Here is an 18315-nt window from a genome sequence, read left to right on the forward strand (position 1 = left end):
TGAAAAGAAGTCTAGTGTTAAGAGAAATTGAAGCTCCTAACGCTGGGCTTTTTGTTTAGAATTTCTTTTCTTTTTTATATAGATATGATATTCTATATGTGAAATAGGGTTTTGAAATATTAAATACTAACTAGCCTATAATATGAAAATGGAGTTACAAAATGGAAGAAAAATTAAATTATTGGATGATAGTTGCAGGAGGAGGTGGAAAAGTTTGGTCCCTATTTAAAGAAGAGAATATAGCTTGTATAGATTTTGATTCTAATTTGTCTAGTATTCTAGATTATAAAAATCCTCAAGAATTGAAACAGGGAAAACAGAGAGATAAATTTATTTGGAAATTTGCTCATGACATAAAAAAAGATGATTACATAATAGCTATCACAGGGTTTAAGGAAATTTTAGGAATTGGTCAATGTGTGAAACCTTATTATTTTGACGAATCTAAAAAAACATTTAAACATTGTATTGGTGTTAAATGGTTGAAAGTAGATGGTGGATGGGAATACCAAGGTAAAAAAGGTACAAGACAAACCATCAACTGGGATAGAAATTCAGAACGTATCAATTTATATAAATCTATTCTAAATGGTACATACAGAAAAAATGTAGAGAAAGTTGTTATGAATAAAAATATTAACGATTATTTAGATATATTAAAAAAATCCAAAAACCTCATACTCCGTGGTGCACCTGGCACAGGAAAAACTTATCTTGCTAAAGAAATTGCTAAAGAATTAACGGATGGCGATGAAGACCAAATCGGCTTTGTACAGTTTCACCCATCTTATGATTATACGGATTTTGTTGAGGGTTTAAGACCGGATTCAAATGAGGATGGCAGTATATTTTTTAAATTAAAAGAAGGTATTTTTAAGAAGTTTTGTCAGAATGCTATAGATGCTCAGAAAACTGGAGGACAAGATAATTTTGATGAAGCTTGGGATCTTTATCTTGAGTATGTTAATAGTAGAGATGAAAAAGAATATTTGACAGAATTTTCCTATCTAACAGTAAATAGTCGAAATAATTTTAATATCAATTATGAAACTAAAGCCAAAGGAACTGTCTTAACAAAATCTTATGTTTATGAACTCTATAAAGACGAAAATTATCTGAAAAAGCCCTTTTATCGTAACCAAGGAAAAAAAGTCCTTGAAACTTTAAAGAAAAGATTTGGTCTGAAAGATTATGTCTCTCCAACAAAGATCAACACAGATAAGAAATTCGTCTTCATCATCGATGAGATTAATCGTGGTGAGATTTCTAAGATTTTTGGTGAACTCTTTTTCTCTATTGACCCTGGATATCGTGGTGAAAAGGGAAGTGTTTCTACCCAATATGCAAATCTACACGAAACTGATGAAAAGTTTTATATCCCCGAAAATGTTTACATCATCGGAACAATGAATGATATTGACCGTTCGGTGGACACCTTTGATTTTGCAATGCGCCGTCGTTTCCGTTTTGTTGAAGTTACTGCTGAAAGCCAACTAGTCATGCTAGATGATGCTCTTGGTGATAAGGCTGAAGAAGCTAAAATTCGTCTTAGAAATTTGAACGCTGCTATCGAAAACGTTCAGGAGCTAAATAGCCATTATCATATCGGACCAAGTTATTTCCTTAAGTTGAAGGATGTAGATTTTGACTATGAATTACTCTGGTCTGATTATATTAAACCCCTCCTAGAAGACTACTTGCGTGGTTCTTATGAAGAGGATGAAACTCTGCAAACATTGAAAAAAGCATTTGATCTGACAAATAAGGAGCAAACAGAACCCCAAGATACTGGTGATAATGATGCGGATAACTGATAATCAGCATAGAATTGCTAAAGAAGACTTTGTCGCTGAATATCCCAAACTAAGTCAAGCTCTTCTTGATAGAACACTGGATAACCTTTCTAGAGAGGACAATATCTTTATTTTCCCAAATGATTTGATGAATTCTCCTGATTTAGAGAAGGACCAAAAGATTTTTGAAACTGTCAATCAGGAAATTAAGACTGGAAATGTGATTGGTTTTCTGGGGTGTGGTCAGGAAAAATTGACGATTTCCTCTCGTTTTTCTGATGAAAGTAACGACCATTTTTTGCATTATCTTTTACAAAAGGTTCTTCATATCAATCTCACTAGTTTGGATGTCGGTCTGTCTCCTGAAGATAAGCTCTATCAACTCTTGATTTACCTCTTTCCCAAATATATGCAAGCTGCTCTCAGAAAAGGTCTTTATAAGGAATACCAGCGATTTTTCCATAACGATAGTCATGTGAAGGGCGTACTAGATGTTGAAAATCATCTGAAAAAAAATCTCCCTTTTATGGGAAATATTGCCTATACAACTAGAGAGTTTACTTATGATAATCCACTCATGCAGTTGATTCGACATACGATTGAGTACATAAAAACTCAAAAAAGTTTTGGAGTTCTGATCGATAGTAATCGTGAAAATATGGCAGAAATCATTCGTGTAACTTCATCTTATAAACTAGCTGATCGTGCTAAGATTATCAGGATGAATAAAATCAAACCCATCCGACACGCCTATTTCAGAGAGTATAGAAAATTACAGGAACTCTGCTTGATGATTCTGAGTAGAGAAAAGCATGGTCTTGGACCTCAAGCCCAAAGGGTACATGGTATTCTTTTTGATATTGCCTGGCTCTGGGAAGAGTATATTTACACCCTGTTGCCAAAAGGTTTTGTACATCCCAGAAATAAGGATAAGACGAATGGAATTTCAGTATTTTCTGTTGGGAAACGAAAAGTATATCCAGATTTTTATGACAGAGAACGAAAGATTGTTCTAGATGCAAAATATAAAAAACTGGAGTTCACTGAAAAAGGAATCAACCGTGAGGACTTGTTCCAGCTGATTTCCTATTCTTATATTTTAAAAGCTGAGAAAGCTGGATTGATTTTTCCTAGTGTAGAGCGATCAGTAAATAGTGAGATAGGAGAAGTAGCGGGGTACGGAGTCTTGCTTAAAAAGTGGTCTATTCGAATCCCTCAGAATGCCTCATCCTATAGTGCATTTTGTAAAATGATGGAAAATTCAGAAGAAAATTTTAAAGCGATTATTGATGAAGAAGTGGGGAGAAAGTAATCTCTTCACTGTTTTGCTATTTATATAAGTAATTTCCGAACGATATAATGTGATTGTTACAAATATTTGACAAAAACTGTACTTTGGTTTATAATAAATTAAGGAAACGTCGGGAAAAGGCGTAGGGATGCGTAAGCATAGGTAGGTCATTATAAAAGAAATGAGACATCGATATGTTAAATGAATTTCCAATTTTTGATTACGAAGATATTCAGTTGATCCCTAATAAATGTGTGATTAAAAGCCGTTCAGAAGCGGATACAAGTATTACGTTTGGAAAACACACTTTTAAACTACCTGTTGTGCCAGCAAATATGCAGACGATTTTGGATGAGAACGTAGCAGAGCAACTTGTTAAAGGCGGTTACTTCTACATTATGCACCGTTTTGATGAAGCGGGACGCATTCCTTTTATCAAACGTATGCACGATCAAGGGCTCATTGCTTCCATTTCTGTTGGTGTCAAGGATTACGAGTATGACTTTGTTAGCCAGCTCAAGGCTGATGCTCCTGAGTATATCACGATTGATATTGCTCATGGACATGCGGATAGCGTGATCTCGATGATTCAGCACATCAAGAAAGAATTACCTGATACTTTTGTAATCGCTGGTAACGTCGGAACTCCAGAAGCTGTGCGTGAATTGGAAAATGCTGGTGCAGATGCTACTAAGGTTGGAATTGGTCCTGGGAAGGTTTGTATTACCAAGGTGAAAACAGGTTTTGGTACAGGTGGTTGGCAGTTGGCTGCCCTACGCTGGTGTGCTAAGGCTGCGCGTAAACCAATCATCGCTGATGGTGGGATTCGTACCCATGGTGACATTGCCAAGTCTATCCGTTTTGGTGCTAGCATGGTCATGATTGGTTCCCTTTTTGCAGGACACATCGAAAGCCCAGGGAAAACGATTGAAGTCGATGGCGAACAGTTCAAAGAATACTATGGTTCAGCTTCACAGTATCAAAAAGGCGCTTATAAAAATGTAGAAGGTAAACGCATCTTACTGCCTGCCAAAGGGCATTTGCAAGACACCCTTACTGAGATGGAGCAGGACTTGCAAAGTGCTATTTCCTACGCAGGTGGACGCAGGCTTGCTGACCTTAAACATGTTGATTATGTTATCGTGAAAAACTCTATCTGGAACGGGGATGCATCCCACTAATGGACGCGTAGTCTACCCATAAAAAAACTTGTTATTAGAGCAAATTTTTGTTATAATAAGACAAGTTTCCACCCTTAGTGTAATGGATATCACGTAAGATTCCGGTTCTTGAGATGGGGGTTCGATTCCCTCAGGGTGGATGTAAACGGTCTAGGAAAGCCTTAAATAAGGCTTTTTCTTTATCTTGACCCAAATTTGCCCCTAAAATTGGAAATTTTATTCTAAAAAATGCTCAAATCCCCTCTAGTCCCGTTTTAAAGTGACTCAGGGGGCTTTTTTTGATATAATAAAAGAGACTGTTATCAGTTAGAAAGAGGTTGGTATGAAAGAATTACAAACTGTACTAAAGAAGCGTTTTGCAATCGAATTTGCAGACAAGAATTTATTGGAAACGGCTTTTACTCATACGAGTTATGCCAATGAGCACCGCCTCTTAAAAATTTCACACAATGAGCGCTTGGAATTTTTAGGAGACGCTGTTCTGCAATTATTGATTTCAGAATATCTGTATAAAAAATATCCTAAGAAACCAGAGGGAGATTTGTCCAAACTCCGTGCTATGATTGTCCGTGAGGAGAGTTTGGCTGGTTTTGCGCGTGATTGCCAGTTTGATCAGTTTATCAAGCTAGGAAAAGGAGAAGAAAAGTCTGGTGGGCGCAATCGTGACACCATTCTTGGAGATGCCTTTGAAGCCTTTTTGGGAGCGTTGCTTTTAGACAAGGATGTTGCTAGGGTAAAAGAGTTCATCTATCAAGTCATGATTCCCAAGGTTGAAGCAGGTGACTTTGAAATGATTAAGGATTACAAGACACATCTGCAAGAGTTGCTCCAAGTCAATGGAGATGTGGATATTCGCTACCAGGTGACATCTGAAACGGGACCTGCCCATGACAAGGTTTTTGATGTAGAAGTTCTAGTTGAGGGCAAGAGTATCGGAAAAGGTCAAGGCCGTTCTAAAAAATTGGCAGAGCAAGAGGCCGCAAAAAATGCCGTTGAGAAAGGGCTGGGTTCATGTATTTAAAGGAGATTGAGATCCAGGGATTCAAGTCTTTTGCTGACAAGACCAAGGTCGTTTTTGATCAAGGTGTGACAGCTGTCGTTGGGCCAAATGGATCTGGAAAGTCAAATATCACAGAAAGTCTGCGATGGGCACTGGGGGAGTCCAGTGTCAAGAGCCTTCGTGGTGGCAAGATGCCTGACGTTATCTTTGCTGGAACAGAAAGTCGCAAACCACTCAATTATGCCTCTGTTATCGTGACCTTGGACAATGAAGATGGCTTTATCAAGGATGCAGGGCAAGTCATTAAGGTAGAACGCCATATCTACCGTAGTGGAGATAGCGAGTATCGAATTGATGGAAAGAAAGTGCGCTTGCGTGATATTCATGACCTCTTCTTGGATACCGGTTTGGGACGGGATTCCTTCTCCATCATCTCTCAAGGGAAGGTAGAGGAGATTTTTAACTCCAAACCCGAAGAACGCCGAGCTATTTTTGAAGAAGCTGCTGGAGTTTTGAAATACAAGACTCGTAGAAAAGAAACAGAGAGCAAACTGCAACAAACTCAGGACAATCTAGACCGCTTAGAGGATATTATCTATGAGTTGGACAATCAAATCAAGCCTCTTGCCAAACAAGCCGAGAATGCTCGGAAGTTTCTAGACTTGGATGGTCAACGTAAGGCTATTTACTTGGATGTTTTGGTCGCTCAGATCAAGGAAAACAAGGCTGAACTAGAGCTGGCAGAAGAAGAACTAACTCAGCTTCAGGAACTTTTGACTAGCTATTACCAAAAGCGTCAAGAGTTAGAGGAGGAAAATCAAACTCTTAAAAAGAAACGCCAAGATCTCCAAGCTCAAATGTCCAAAGACCAAGGAAACTTGATGGATTTGACTAGTTTGATCAGTGACTTAGAGCGAAAATTAGCCCTTTCAAAACTGGAGTCCGAGCAGGTAGCCCTCAATCAACAAGAAGCACAAGCCCGTTTGGCGATTTTGGAAGATAAGAGGAAGACTCTAAGTAAAGAAAAATCTGAAAAAGAAGCAAATCTGGCACAGTTAGAGGAAAGTCTAGCTGAAAATAACAAGGAACTCAATCGTTTAGAAGCAGAATTGCTAGCTTTTTCAGATGATCCTGACCAGATGATCGAGCTCTTGCGCGAACGCTTTGTCGCTCTTTTACAAGAAGAAGCGGATGTCTCAAACCAACTGACCCGCATCGAGAATGAACTAGAGAACAGCCGTCAGTTATCTCAAAAACAGGCAGATCAACTTGAGAAACTGAAAGAACAACTGGCTACAGCAAAAGAGAAGGCAAGTCAGCAAAAGACTGAGCTTGAATCTGCCAAGGAGCAGGTTCAGAAATTATTGGCTGACTACCAAGCTAGTGCCAAGGAACAAGAGGAACAGAAAGTTTCTTACCAAGCCCAGCAGAGCCAGCTCTTTGATCGTCTGGACAGTCTCAAAAACAAGCAGGCTAGAGCCCAAAGTTTGGAAAATATTTTGAGAAATCATAGCAACTTTTATGCGGGTGTTAAGAGTGTTCTCCAAGAAAAAGACCGTCTTGGTGGGATCATTGGTGCAGTCAGTGAGCATCTGACTTTTGATGTGCGTTATCAAACTGCATTGGAGATTGCACTTGGAGCTAGCAGTCAGCATATCATCGTAGAAGATGAAAATGCGGCAACCAAGGCGATTGATTTCCTCAAACGTAACAGAGCTGGTCGTGCAACCTTTCTTCCACTGACGACTATCAAGGCTCGTACGATTTCTAGTCAGAATCAAGATGCTATCGCAGCAAGTCCAGGCTTCCTTGGTATGGCTGATGAGTTGGTGTCGTTTGACAAGAGATTAGAAGCCATTTTTAAGAATTTGCTCGCAACGACAGCAATATTTGATACTGTAGAACATGCGCGTGCCGCAGCTCGCCAAGTTCGTTATCAGGTTCGCATGGTGACGCTTGATGGTACAGAGTTGCGAACAGGTGGTTCCTACGCGGGTGGTGCCAATCGCCAAAATAACAGTATCTTCATCAAGCCAGAGCTGGAGCAATTACAAAAAGAAATTGCTGAAGAAGAAGCTAGTTTGCGATCAGAAGAAGAAAGTTTGAAGATATTGCAAGATGAGATGGCGGTATTGGCAGAAAGATTAGAAGCTATCAAATCTCAAGGCGAGCAAGCTCGTATTCAGGAGCAAGGTTTGTACCTAGCCTATCAACAAACCAATCAGCAGGTCGAAGAACTGGAAACGCTTTTGAAACTTCAAGAAGAGGAATTAAATCGCCTTACTGAAGGAGATTGGCAAGCGGATAAGGAAAAATGCCAAGAGCGCCTTACTACTATCGCAAGTGAAAAGCAAAATCTAGAAGCTGAGATTGAAGAGATTAAGTCTAACAAAAACGCTATTCAAGAACGCTATCAAAACTTGCAGGAACAGGTTTCTCAAGCACGCTTGCTTAAGTCCGAACTGCAAGGACAAAAGCGGTACGAAGTTACTGATATTGAACGCCTAGGTAAGGAACTGGATAATCTGGATATTGAACAAGAGGAAATCCAGCGTCTCCTCCAAGAAAAGGTTGATAATCTTGAGAAGGTTGATACGGATCTGCTAAGTCAACAAGCGGAAGAGGCTAAAACTCAGAAAACAAACCTCCAACAAGGTTTGATTCGCAAGCAGTTTGAATTGGATGATATCGAGGGTCAACTGGATGATATTGCCAGCCATTTGGATCAGGCTCGCCAGCAGAATGAAGAGTGGATTCGTAAACAAACACGTGCTGAAGCCAAGAAGGAAAAGGTCAGCGAACGCTTGCGCCATCTACAAGGTCAGTTGACAGACCAGTACCAGATTAGCTACAATGAGGCTCTAGAAAAGGCTCATGAACTGGAAAATCTCAATCTGGCGGAGCAAGAGGTTAAAGATCTTGAGAAGGCTATTCGCTCACTGGGTCCAGTCAATTTGGATGCTATTAAGCAATATGAAGAAGTCCATAACCGCTTGGAATTTCTAAATAGTCAGAGAGATGATATTCTTTCTGCGAAAAACCTTCTTCTTGACACCATCACAGAGATGAATGATGAGGTTAAGGAACGCTTCAAATCAACCTTTGAAGCTATTCGTGAGTCCTTTAAAGTGACCTTTAGACAGATGTTTGGCGGAGGTCAAGCAGACTTGATATTGACTGAGGGCGATCTTTTAACAGCTGGTGTGGAGATTTCTGTTCAACCTCCAGGTAAGAAAATCCAGTCTCTCAACCTCATGAGTGGTGGGGAGAAAGCACTATCAGCTCTGGCTTTGCTCTTCTCCATTATCCGAGTTAAGACCATTCCTTTCGTCATCTTGGACGAGGTAGAGGCGGCGCTGGACGAAGCCAATGTCAAACGTTTTGGGGATTACCTCAACCGCTTTGACAAGGATAGTCAGTTTATCGTCGTAACCCACCGTAAGGGGACGATGGCGGCAGCGGACTCTATCTATGGAGTTACCATGCAAGAATCAGGTGTGTCTAAGATTGTTTCGGTTAAGTTAAAAGATTTGGAAGAAACAATAGACTAGTTACTAAACGATAGCATCTCTTAGGAGGTGCTATTTTTTAAAACTAAAGTGCTAAATTTTCACTTAAGGTCAGTTCAGGCACAGAAAACGACATTTGGGATTTCCTCTTAGCGAAAAGACTTTCTCTATGATATAATAGTTTTATGATTACAACAGTACCTATTAAGAACGAAAAAGACATTGCAGTACCGGGGGAAACAGTCCTTGTATTAGGTTATTTTGATGGCATCCACAAGGGGCATCAGAAACTTTTTGAAGTGGCCAGCAAGGCTTCTATGAAGGATTATCTGCCAGTTGTCGTGATGACCTTTACAGAATCGCCAAAACTTGCCTTGCAACCTTACCAACCTGAGCTTATGCTCCATATCGTCAATCACGAGGAACGGGAGCACAAGATGAAATGGCATGGGGTAGAGGCTCTTTTCTTACTTGACTTTAGTAGCAAATTTGCTAGTTTAACGGGTCAAGAATTCTTTAATACCTATGTTCGAGCTTTAAAACCAGCTATTATTGTAGCAGGATTTGACTATACTTTTGGCTCTGATAAGAAAACTGCGGATGACCTGAAGGATTATTTTGATGGAGAGATCATCATTGTTCCTCCGGTCGAAGACGAAAAGGGCAAGATTAGTTCTACACGGATTCGTCAGGCAATTCTTGATGGAGATGTAAAGGAAGTCAATCATCTGCTCGGCACTCCGCTCCCATCTCGTGGAATGGTCGTTCATGGAAATGCTCGTGGGCGGACTATTGGTTATCCAACAGCCAATCTAGTTCTAAGAGATCGAACTTATATGCCAGCAGACGGTGTTTACGTAGTTGATGTAGAAGTACAACGTCAGAGATATCGTGGCATGGCAAGTGTTGGGAAAAATGTTACTTTTGATGGAGAAGAGCCACGTTTTGAAGTCAATATTTTCGACTTTTCAGATGATATTTATGGTGAGACAGTCATGGTCTACTGGCTAGACCGTGTCCGTGATATGGTCAAATTTGACTCCATCGAAGAGCTCGTAGACCAACTCCAGAAAGACGAAGAGATTGCTCGAAACTGGAAGGATGGAGAGTGAGAGTTAAAAAAGTGAACCATATTTTGTGTTCGCTTTTTTATTTTTGAAAGAAATTTTTATAGCGAGGAACATAATTGAAGCTTAATTGAAAATCTGTTAAAATAGTGATATTCATAACTTTAAAACCAAAGAAAAGAGACTAGTATGATTACAGGTGAATTAAAAAATCACTTATTCAGGAGTATTTCAGTTAAGATTTGAGATGAGATAGCAGTTTTACACTATCATTGTAATTACCGTAATTATTTGTTATAATACTTCAAAGGAGGAAAGCAGATGGTAGTAAAAACAAGAAAACAAGGAAATTCAATCACCATTACGATTCCAAGCGAGTTCAATATTCCAAGTGGTGTTAAATACGAAGCGAAATTGTTACCAAGTGGCGAAATTATCTTTACTCCTGAAGAATTGGATCATCAGGTTTCTTATGTATCTGATGATGCCTTTGACTTGAAATTGGATACAATTTTTGATGAATACGACGATGTTTTCAAAGCTTTGGTGGAAAAATGACAGTCTATTTAACAGAAAAGCAAATTGAAAAAATCAATGCTTTAGTAATTCAACGGTATTCTCCAAATGAGCAAATTCAAACAGTTAGTCTTTCAGCGTTAAATATGATTGTGAACTTACCAGAACAATTTGTTTTTGGCAAACCTCTTTATCCAACAATTTTTGATAAATCAACAATATTATTTGTCCAATTGATAAAGAAGCGTGTTTTTGCCAATGCCAATAAACGAACAGCCTTTTATGTTTTGGTGAAATTTTTACAATTAAATGGTTATCACTTTTCTGTTTCTGTGGAAGAAGCGGTTGATATGTGTGTGACTATAGCGGTAGACGATTTGACTGATGAAAAAATGATAAGCTATTCTAAATGGGTTTCTGAACATTCTATCAGAGAAAAGGTCAAAAAATAAGCTAGTATGTTGGATTGAAATGAGCATCAGAAAAAAATGAAGAGACAATATTAGAATTCTGTAATGCAGAAACTCTGATATTGTCTCTTTTTAAAACACACGATAGACATAAGGATTTTCTGGTTTGTCTACTTTTGTGAAACTCTCAACCTCTAGTGTTGGGAGTTTTTGTTTGAGTTCTTTATGGTAGTGAAGGGTCAGGGTTCCTCTAGCGATAATCCAGGTATTGTCAGGATACTGGCGTGAGTTTCCCTTGGTCAAGAGCCCATATACACCAGAGTCAGCGATACAGTGAATAATCCCAAAGCGAAAGAGGAACTGGCTATCTGGATGACTAGGGTCGTTATAGACAAAGCCTGTAAACTCGATTTTCTTTCCTTCAAACTCTTGTGGATAGTCATAGAGAACTTCCATGACTTCCATATAGTTTTCGTCTGTAATCTGAATGGTTGGCTGGGAGATGTATTTATCAGCTGTAGTCCTCATTTCCTTTTCATAAGCAGATTTGGAAAAATAGGTACTGGTATCGGGTTTGAGGTATTGACTGGATGTTCCTTCGCTTGCCTGAATAGCTGTGTCAATTCCTTCAGCAAGTGGGAAATGATAGCCTTTGGCAGATACGGTTCTCGAGTCCAAACTTACTGTCGGAAAGGCAACTCCAATCAAGAGAGGTAGAGACAGTAAAAGGATGCTGATTTGTCTAGCACGACGACTTTCCATATGGCTGTGAGAGTTGATTTTCTTAATCCAAATGTAGAATTGTACCAGAGCCAAGAGAAGAGAAAGGAACATGGAGATATAGACTAGATAGGAATAGTGGAGGTTGATGTAGTGGCTGAGCTTGCCAGATAGCTTGAGGTAAAGGGTCAGAGCAAAATAGCCCAGTAGAATGAAAAATCGAATCATAGCATCACCCCTATCATGTAAGAATAAAGCAAGACAAGCACTGTCACGATGCCCATGAATTGCCATATGAAGTGGGGTTTTAGGTAGTGTTTCATCATGAGGAGATTTTTGATATCAAGCATGGGGCCGATGACCAGAAAGGCAAGAACAGGAGCAAGACCAAAGCTCGAGAGGAGAGAAGCACCGATAAAGGCATCCGCCTCACTACAGAGGGAAAGGAGAAAGGCAAGAAACATGAGCAAGAGAATCGCAAGGACTGGACTAGCACTGATAGAGGTCAGGATCCGAGTCGGGACATAGACCTGGACGATAGCTGCAAAGAGACAGCCAAAGACCAGGTAACGCCCCATATCGAAAAACTCGTCAATAGCCTGTATAAAGACCTGAAAGGCTTTTCTAGCAGGGGTCAAGTGTGAAAAGTCATGTTCATGACAAGCAATAGGATTCTCTTTTTGAATGGGTTCCTTCCAGAAAAATCCTAGAAAAATTCCTAACATCAATGCGACTAAAATAGCTCCCAGAGCTCGCAAGAAGGTAATTTTTAAGGAATTACCAAAGGCAGAATAGGTAGCGAAAAGAACGATAGGATTGATGATGGGAGCAGTCACCAGAAAGGGAACGGCCGTGTAGCTGGGGACTTTCTTTTCCAAAAAACGATTGATGATTGGAACGATTCCACACTCGCAGGATGGGAAGAGAAAGCCAATGAAGGTACCAAAAAAGATCCTCCCCCAACGATTGCGAGGGAGAAACTCAGTGACTTTATCTGGTGTGATATAGACTTCAATCCAGCCGGAAATAATACTACCAATCAAAACAAAAGGAAGGGCTTCGATGATGATTGAGAGAAAAATAGCTCCCGCTTGTAATACACTAGGAGGAAGAGATTGGAAAAGTGTCATCTATTTTTTCTTCTCAACTTTTTCTTTTTTGTTTTTGTCATCTGGGAAAGTGACTTGTGTTAAGTCAGGAAGTTTGGCGAATTCTTCAAACATCTTGTCCAAGTCATCCGTTTTTGTAAATTTAACAGCCATGGGCCTACCTCTTTTCTAAATGTTACCTCTATTATACTATTATTTTGCGGAAAAGGGATTATTTTTATTTTGATAATCAAAGAGGTAAAAACAGATAAGGTGAAACAAGCCTTGTTCCTTATGGTATAATAGGTATATGGATAAAAAATATGAAAAAATTTCCCAAGATTTGGGTGTAACCTTAAAGCAAATCGATACCGTTCTAAGTTTGACGGCTGAAGGGGCGACAATTCCCTTCATTGCACGTTACCGGAAGGACATGACTGGTAGTCTGGATGAGGTAGCGATTAAGGCCATTATCGACCTAGATAAAAGTCTGACAAATCTCAACGACCGTAAAGAAGCTGTCTTGTCTAAGATTCAAGAACAAGGCAAGCTGACCAAGGAATTGGAGGAAGCTATCCTGGCAGCTGAAAAATTATCGGACGTAGAAGAACTCTACCTTCCTTATAAGGAAAAGCGTCGGACCAAGGCAACTATTGCCCGAGAAGCAGGACTCTTTCCTCTTGCTCGCTTGATCTTGCAAAATGTAGATGGCTTAGAGAAAGAGGCCGAGAAGTTTGTCTGTGAAGGATTTGTGACTGGTCAAGAAGCTTTGGCTGGTGCAGTTGATATCTTGGTAGAAGCCCTATCTGAAGACGTCAATCTACGTGCTATGACCTATCAGGAGGTGCTGAGACACTCTAAAATCACTTCGCAAGTCAAGGATGAAAGTCTTGATGAAAAACAAGTTTTTCAGATTTATTATGATTTTTCGGAGACAGTTGGCAACATGCAGGGCTATCGAACCTTAGCCCTCAATCGTGGGGAAAAATTAGGTATTTTGAAGGTTAGTTTTGAACATGCAACGGATCGTATTCTAGCTTTCTTTGCTGCTCGTTTCAAGGTGAAAAACGCCTATATTGATGAAGTTATCCAGCAATCTGTTAAGAAAAAGGTCTTGCCTGCTATCGAGCGACGCATTCGGACAGAATTAACTGAGAAGGCAGAAGAAGGAGCTATCCAACTCTTTTCTGACAACTTGCGAAATCTCCTCTTGGTTGCTCCACTGAAAGGGCGCGTGGTTCTAGGCTTTGACCCTGCCTTTCGTACAGGTGCCAAGCTGGCTGTCGTTGATGCGACGGGGAAAATGCTGACGACTCAGGTCATTTATCCTGTCAAACCAGCATCAGCTCGTCAAATCGAAGAGGCCAAGAAAGATTTGGCAGACTTGATTGGTCAATACAGCGTGGAAATTATTGCCATCGGAAATGGGACGGCCAGTCGTGAAAGTGAAGCCTTTGTGGCGGAAGTTCTGAAAGATTTTCCAGAAGTGAGCTATGTCATTGTCAATGAAAGTGGCGCTTCTGTCTATTCTGCCAGCGAACTTGCCCGTCAGGAATTTCCAGAATTAACCGTTGAAAAACGATCGGCTATCTCTATCGCCCGTCGTTTGCAAGATCCCCTTGCTGAATTGGTCAAAATTGATCCCAAGTCAATCGGTGTCGGGCAATACCAGCACGATGTTAGTCAGAAGAAACTGTCTGAAAGTCTGGATTTTGTCGTCGATACCGTGGTCAACCAAGTCGGTGTCAATGTCAATACAGCCAGTCCAGCTCTTCTTTCCCACGTGGCTGGACTCAATAAAACCATCTCTGAAAATATTGTCAAATACCGTGAGGAAGAAGGAAAAATCACTTCACGCGCTCAAATCAAGAAGGTTCCTCGCCTCGGTGCCAAAGCCTTCGAGCAAGCTGCAGGTTTCCTCCGTATCCCAGAAAGTAGCAATATCCTCGATAATACAGGAGTTCATCCAGAGAACTATGCTGCGGTTAAGGAGCTTTTCAAACGCTTGGATATCAAGGACTTGAATGAAGAAGCACAAAATAAGCTTAAGTCCCTTTCAGTTAAGGAGATGGCGCAAGAACTAGATCTTGGCCCAGAAACCCTTAAAGATATTATTGCCGACCTTCTCAAACCAGGTCGAGATTTCCGTGATTCTTTTGATGCACCTGTACTCCGTCAAGATGTACTGGATATCAAAGACTTAAAAGTCGGCCAGAAGCTAGAAGGTGTGGTGCGTAATGTCGTTGACTTCGGTGCCTTCGTTGATATCGGGATTCACGAAGACGGCCTCATTCATATTTCTCATATGAGTCGCAAATTTATCAAACATCCCAGCCAAGTGGTGTCTGTTGGAGATTTGGTAACGGTTTGGGTTAAGAAAATCGATACCGAACGTGAAAAAGTCAATCTGTCGCTCCTAGCTCCAGATGAATCTAACTGAGTACGTTCAGTCTGTTTCACTCGAAGACTTTGGTAGACCTTTCACGCACCAAGCCCAGTGGAATTCTCGTCTGCGAACGACAGGTGGACGATTTTTCCCCAAGGATGGGCATTTGGATTTTAATCCCAAGGTTTATAATGAACTAGGTTTGGAGATCTTTCGGAAGATCGTGCGCCATGAACTCTGTCACTATCACCTTTATTTTCAGCAAAAGGGGTATCGCCATAGGGACCGAGATTTTAAGAAACTTTTGAAAGAAGTGGATGGACTTCGCTTTGTTCCCCCTCTGAAAGACCAAAGTACCTACCTAGTCTATCAGTGTCAATCCTGCCAGCAGACTTATCAGCGTAAGAGAAGAATTGATACCAAACGCTATCGCTGTGGAGTTTGTCGAGGTAAACTCGTTATCATAAATCGGCCTAAGGACTGATGTTGATAGTTCTGATTCATGCTATACTACTTGTAAGAACACCGAAAGAGGAAACAATCATGAATACAAAATTTTATAAAATGAGACGAAATCGTATGGTATCAGGAGTTTTAGCTGGTCTATCAGACAAGTGGAATTTTGATGTAACCCTAGTCCGCTTTCTCTTTGCCATTTTTACCGTGGCAAATTTTGGAATTGGTGTGATAATCTACATCATCCTTGCCTCTATCCTGCCAACTAAGGAAGAGATTGAAGCTGAAATGTACGGAACAGGACCACGCAAACGCAAGGAAGCCCAAGCCATTGAAGATAATGATGGTTGGTTTTGGTGATAATAGTAGAAGCATGAACTTCGTCCAATAGGACGAAGTTTTTTAAACTTGTCAAATCAAATCCTGAAATGGTATAATAAGCGTATAAAATGATTTTGATTATTATGGTGAAACATGCCAAAGCATTGAAAACAATACATAGCAATAAGAAATCATAATTATAAATTCATGTATAATATGGGGGAACTTTATGTTTGAACAAAATACAACAGAATTAATTATTGTTTGTGATGAAAAAACAGTAGGATACGCTAATTATTTACGCCAGCTTGTAAGTACGAACGATGATGAAGAAGAGGTAGTAGGTACCAAAGATGGTGCTATCGAAGTAGTTGTTTGGCTTGAAAAAGACTATCTAGCTAATAGGGCAACTATAACATCCAATCAACATATACTTTTTATAGGTGAAAATCAAGCTAGTAAGAATGAAATATCTAGCATGAATGTAAAATTCGACAAGTATGGAATGAAATACGGTTGGTTAGGGAAACGTGGGATGATGCTAGTCTCAGAAGTTATTAGTCAACCAGAAACTTATAATGAATTTATTGAGCTTTGTCGAAATTATAAAACCGAATTTGAACTTATAGAATTTAAAAAATCTCTACCAGAACAGGCTATAGATGCTGCGGTAGGTGCTATGGGAGATATTCCAAATGTTATTTCGAATGTCGGGAATACACTATTTTCTTTCCTAGTAGGTTCTGCTCCAGCTATTGCAGCGGATGCAGTCAATGCGGTTGCAGAAGCTACAAAATGGATTACAACAACAGATGATCAGAGAAAAATAACTGACCAACAATTTCGAGCTTTGACTTTAATATTATACATGGATGGATTATCTGAATTCTTGGAGGGATAAAGAATGAATGGCTTTAAAGAGGGATCTGAATTCTTTGAGAAGCACACAGGTAATTTTTCAGGACATGCTACCGGAGTACATTATGTAGACGCTGTAGAATCAGAGATAAAGAAGCTGGTGAATAATCTAAATGACTTTGAAACAAGTGGTGCACGTATAGATACACTAAAGGGAGATGTTGCTGAGTTTTGGCATGCTGGGACTTTTAATATTAATGCAGCTATTAATTCTTCAAAAAACAGAGTACAAGTTGATCGTAGCCATGATTTTGGGTCTCCTGATATTACGGGAGTAAACTTCGATGCTGAATTTGGTTTAAAATATTATAAAAACGGAGCATCCAGTGCAGAACAACAAGCTAAGAGTATTTTTCAACGTTTTGGCGAATATAAATCACAAGGTGGGAAAGAAAGTTTAGATTTATATTTGGAGAAGAGGGGATACTCAGCAGACACAATTTTGAGTGATCCAGTTTATACAGGGCAGTATAGAGTAATTCCATCAGATCAGCTAAAAGAAGCGACTATGCTTTTAGAGCGAAAAATAAGAGAAGAAGCTGTAAAGCGACCGGAGCAAGTTCATCGCTATGAAGAAACTCTAAAATTACTCAGTGATAAAGTTAAAGATAATAAGGGGAATGAATCGATTGCTTTGTCGGAACAGGAAGCACGTGAACTTGCAAGATTGTCTAAAGAGGGTGGAGTAAATCCTGAGGACTTACATTTAACAACCGAAGAATTAATAAAGTATACCAATATCTTAAGGCATGCGTACAAAGCTGGCTTAACTGCAGCAACAATATCAATGGCGTTAAGAGTTGCTCCTGAAATATTGAATGCCATAGCTTATCTAATTAAAAATGGAGAAATTGAAGAAGGTCAATTTAAAAAGATAGGATTTGCAGCGATTACAGGTGCAGGCGAAGGATTTGTAAGAGGTACAGTTTCAGCAGCAATTACAGCAAGTTGTAAGGCGGGATTATGTGGTAGTGCGATGAAATCTGTTGATCCATCAATTGTTGGAGCAGTGACTGTATTAGTGATGAATTCCATGAAAAATTCGTATCTAGTCACTACTGGAAACATGAGCAGAGCTGAGATGGTTAATGAATTAATCAAAGAAATGTTTCTAACAACATGTGCTTTATCTATAGGGGTTGCAAGTCAATCACTAATTGAAATTCCTGTGTTAGGATACATGATTGGTAGTTTTGTGGGGTCGGTAGCTGGTTCTGTAATTTACTCTTCAATATACAATCCAGTACTATCATTTTGTGTCGATTCAGGATTTACTCTATTTGGTTTAGTAGACCAAAATTACGAATTGCCAGAACAAGTATTAAAAGAAATAGGGATTGAGGTATTTGAATATAAAAAATTTGAATTTAAGAAATTTGAATATAAAAAGTTCGAATTTAAGAAATTTGAAGTTCAAAAGAAAAAAAATAGAAAATCTAATTATACGAAGTTTGAAACTACTTTCTTAAGACGAGGAGTAATTGGTGTTAATTGTGTAGGATATTTATAATAGTCGGATTGAATATCTTTTATAAGTACGAATATATTTATAATTATAAAAGATAATTTATTTCTATCCGAAATTAGTTTTATTAAGTTAAATCAGTCAATAACCTTTAAATGATAATATAGAAACGCAAGGAAGCCCAAGCCATTGAA

Annotated in this window: 16 protein-coding genes and 1 tRNA gene; 14 read left to right on the plus strand and 3 right to left on the minus strand. The window is 39.4% G+C overall.

Going from position 1 to position 18315, the window contains the following annotated elements:
• Positions 1-161: 161 nt before the first annotated feature.
• From ACIY14_RS00855 to ACIY14_RS00895, 9 genes are all read left to right on the plus strand, one after another.
• Positions 162-1814: an AAA family ATPase gene (locus ACIY14_RS00855; RefSeq protein ID WP_409001201.1), complete on the plus strand. Its 1653-nt coding sequence runs from the start codon at positions 162-164 to the stop codon at positions 1812-1814.
• The gene (locus tag ACIY14_RS00860; RefSeq protein ID WP_409001285.1) at positions 1801-3105 is read left to right on the plus strand and encodes an McrC family protein; all 1305 of its coding nucleotides are present in this window, start codon (positions 1801-1803) and stop codon (positions 3103-3105) included. Before ACIY14_RS00855 ends, ACIY14_RS00860 begins: the two co-directional genes overlap by 14 nt.
• 173 nt (positions 3106-3278) lie before the next feature.
• Positions 3279-4265, plus strand: coding sequence for a GMP reductase (gene guaC / locus ACIY14_RS00865; RefSeq protein WP_409001202.1), 987 nt, complete (start codon positions 3279-3281; stop codon positions 4263-4265).
• Between the two features lie 68 nt (positions 4266-4333).
• Positions 4334-4405: transfer RNA gene (locus ACIY14_RS00870), tRNA-Arg, on the plus strand.
• A 182-nt stretch (positions 4406-4587) separates the two neighbouring features.
• Complete coding sequence (gene rnc, locus ACIY14_RS00875; protein ID WP_000661473.1) at positions 4588-5286, plus strand: ribonuclease III; 699 nt, start codon at positions 4588-4590, stop codon at positions 5284-5286.
• Entirely contained in the window at positions 5277-8816 is a 3540-nt protein-coding gene (gene smc, locus ACIY14_RS00880) for a chromosome segregation protein SMC (protein ID WP_409001203.1), read from the plus strand. Before rnc ends, smc begins: the two co-directional genes overlap by 10 nt.
• A 143-nt stretch (positions 8817-8959) precedes the next feature.
• Entirely contained in the window at positions 8960-9886 is a 927-nt protein-coding gene (locus ACIY14_RS00885) for a bifunctional riboflavin kinase/FAD synthetase (protein WP_409001204.1), read from the plus strand.
• 276 nt (positions 9887-10162) lie between these two features.
• Positions 10163-10399 (plus strand): AbrB family transcriptional regulator, encoded by a 237-nt coding sequence (locus tag ACIY14_RS00890; RefSeq protein WP_000260599.1) that lies wholly within the window; start codon positions 10163-10165, stop codon positions 10397-10399.
• A complete protein-coding gene (locus ACIY14_RS00895) occupies positions 10396-10809 on the plus strand; it encodes a type II toxin-antitoxin system death-on-curing family toxin (RefSeq protein WP_409001205.1) in 414 nt (137 codons plus the stop codon). Before ACIY14_RS00890 ends, ACIY14_RS00895 begins: the two co-directional genes overlap by 4 nt.
• Before the next feature lie 90 nt (positions 10810-10899).
• Here ACIY14_RS00895 and ACIY14_RS00900 read toward each other — a convergent pair whose 3' ends face one another.
• From ACIY14_RS00900 to ACIY14_RS00910, 3 genes are read right to left on the minus strand one after another with little or no spacing between them, the layout of a single operon-like run.
• The gene (locus ACIY14_RS00900; RefSeq protein WP_409001206.1) at positions 10900-11715 is read right to left on the minus strand and encodes a TIGR03943 family putative permease subunit; all 816 of its coding nucleotides are present in this window, start codon (positions 11713-11715) and stop codon (positions 10900-10902) included.
• Positions 11712-12617: a permease gene (locus ACIY14_RS00905; protein WP_409001207.1), complete on the minus strand. Its 906-nt coding sequence runs from the start codon at positions 12615-12617 to the stop codon at positions 11712-11714. The genes ACIY14_RS00900 and ACIY14_RS00905 overlap by 4 nt, the downstream gene beginning before the upstream one ends.
• A complete protein-coding gene (locus ACIY14_RS00910) occupies positions 12618-12749 on the minus strand; it encodes an SPJ_0845 family protein (RefSeq protein ID WP_000268697.1) in 132 nt (43 codons plus the stop codon).
• A gap of 136 nt (positions 12750-12885) precedes the next feature.
• Between ACIY14_RS00910 and ACIY14_RS00915 the strand changes: the two genes are divergently transcribed.
• The 5 genes from ACIY14_RS00915 to ACIY14_RS00935 all read left to right on the plus strand — a co-directional run bounded on the left by ACIY14_RS00915 (position 12886) and on the right by ACIY14_RS00935 (position 18166).
• Positions 12886-15015 carry a Tex family protein gene (locus tag ACIY14_RS00915; RefSeq protein WP_409001208.1) on the plus strand — a complete coding sequence of 710 codons (2130 nt, stop codon included), beginning with the start codon at positions 12886-12888 and terminating at the stop codon, positions 15013-15015.
• Positions 15002-15445 (plus strand): SprT family protein, encoded by a 444-nt coding sequence (locus ACIY14_RS00920; protein ID WP_409001209.1) that lies wholly within the window; start codon positions 15002-15004, stop codon positions 15443-15445. The genes ACIY14_RS00915 and ACIY14_RS00920 overlap by 14 nt, the downstream gene beginning before the upstream one ends.
• A 59-nt stretch (positions 15446-15504) precedes the next feature.
• Positions 15505-15777, plus strand: coding sequence for a PspC domain-containing protein (locus ACIY14_RS00925; protein ID WP_001092797.1), 273 nt, complete (start codon positions 15505-15507; stop codon positions 15775-15777).
• A 190-nt stretch (positions 15778-15967) separates the two neighbouring features.
• Complete coding sequence (locus tag ACIY14_RS00930) at positions 15968-16639, plus strand: hypothetical protein (RefSeq protein WP_409001210.1); 672 nt, start codon at positions 15968-15970, stop codon at positions 16637-16639.
• Between the two features lie 3 nt (positions 16640-16642).
• Complete coding sequence (locus ACIY14_RS00935; RefSeq protein ID WP_409001211.1) at positions 16643-18166, plus strand: hypothetical protein; 1524 nt, start codon at positions 16643-16645, stop codon at positions 18164-18166.
• Positions 18167-18315: the final 149 nt, after the last annotated feature.

Source organism: Streptococcus sp. ST16, from assembly GCF_046098135.1.
Taxonomy (GTDB): domain Bacteria; phylum Bacillota; class Bacilli; order Lactobacillales; family Streptococcaceae; genus Streptococcus.

Bases quoted from the DNA above. Each gene is read 5' to 3' on its own strand.
- ACIY14_RS00920 (WP_409001209.1), top strand. From the start codon at position 15,002: ATGAATCTAACTGAGTACGTTCAGTCTGTTTCACTCGAAGACTTTGGT.
- smc (WP_409001203.1), top strand. From the start codon at position 5,277: ATGTATTTAAAGGAGATTGAGATCCAGGGATTCAAGTCTTTTGCTGAC.
- ACIY14_RS00905 (WP_409001207.1), bottom strand. From the start codon at position 12,617: ATGACACTTTTCCAATCTCTTCCTCCTAGTGTATTACAAGCGGGAGCT.
- ACIY14_RS00890 (WP_000260599.1), top strand. From the start codon at position 10,163: ATGGTAGTAAAAACAAGAAAACAAGGAAATTCAATCACCATTACGATT.
- ACIY14_RS00910 (WP_000268697.1), bottom strand. From the start codon at position 12,749: ATGGCTGTTAAATTTACAAAAACGGATGACTTGGACAAGATGTTTGAA.
- ACIY14_RS00930 (WP_409001210.1), top strand. From the start codon at position 15,968: ATGTTTGAACAAAATACAACAGAATTAATTATTGTTTGTGATGAAAAA.
- ACIY14_RS00860 (WP_409001285.1), top strand. From the start codon at position 1,801: ATGCGGATAACTGATAATCAGCATAGAATTGCTAAAGAAGACTTTGTC.
- guaC (WP_409001202.1), top strand. From the start codon at position 3,279: ATGTTAAATGAATTTCCAATTTTTGATTACGAAGATATTCAGTTGATC.
- ACIY14_RS00895 (WP_409001205.1), top strand. From the start codon at position 10,396: ATGACAGTCTATTTAACAGAAAAGCAAATTGAAAAAATCAATGCTTTA.
- ACIY14_RS00885 (WP_409001204.1), top strand. From the start codon at position 8,960: ATGATTACAACAGTACCTATTAAGAACGAAAAAGACATTGCAGTACCG.
- ACIY14_RS00855 (WP_409001201.1), top strand. From the start codon at position 162: ATGGAAGAAAAATTAAATTATTGGATGATAGTTGCAGGAGGAGGTGGA.
- rnc (WP_000661473.1), top strand. From the start codon at position 4,588: ATGAAAGAATTACAAACTGTACTAAAGAAGCGTTTTGCAATCGAATTT.
- ACIY14_RS00935 (WP_409001211.1), top strand. From the start codon at position 16,643: ATGAATGGCTTTAAAGAGGGATCTGAATTCTTTGAGAAGCACACAGGT.
- ACIY14_RS00915 (WP_409001208.1), top strand. From the start codon at position 12,886: ATGGATAAAAAATATGAAAAAATTTCCCAAGATTTGGGTGTAACCTTA.
- ACIY14_RS00900 (WP_409001206.1), bottom strand. From the start codon at position 11,715: ATGATTCGATTTTTCATTCTACTGGGCTATTTTGCTCTGACCCTTTAC.
- ACIY14_RS00925 (WP_001092797.1), top strand. From the start codon at position 15,505: ATGAATACAAAATTTTATAAAATGAGACGAAATCGTATGGTATCAGGA.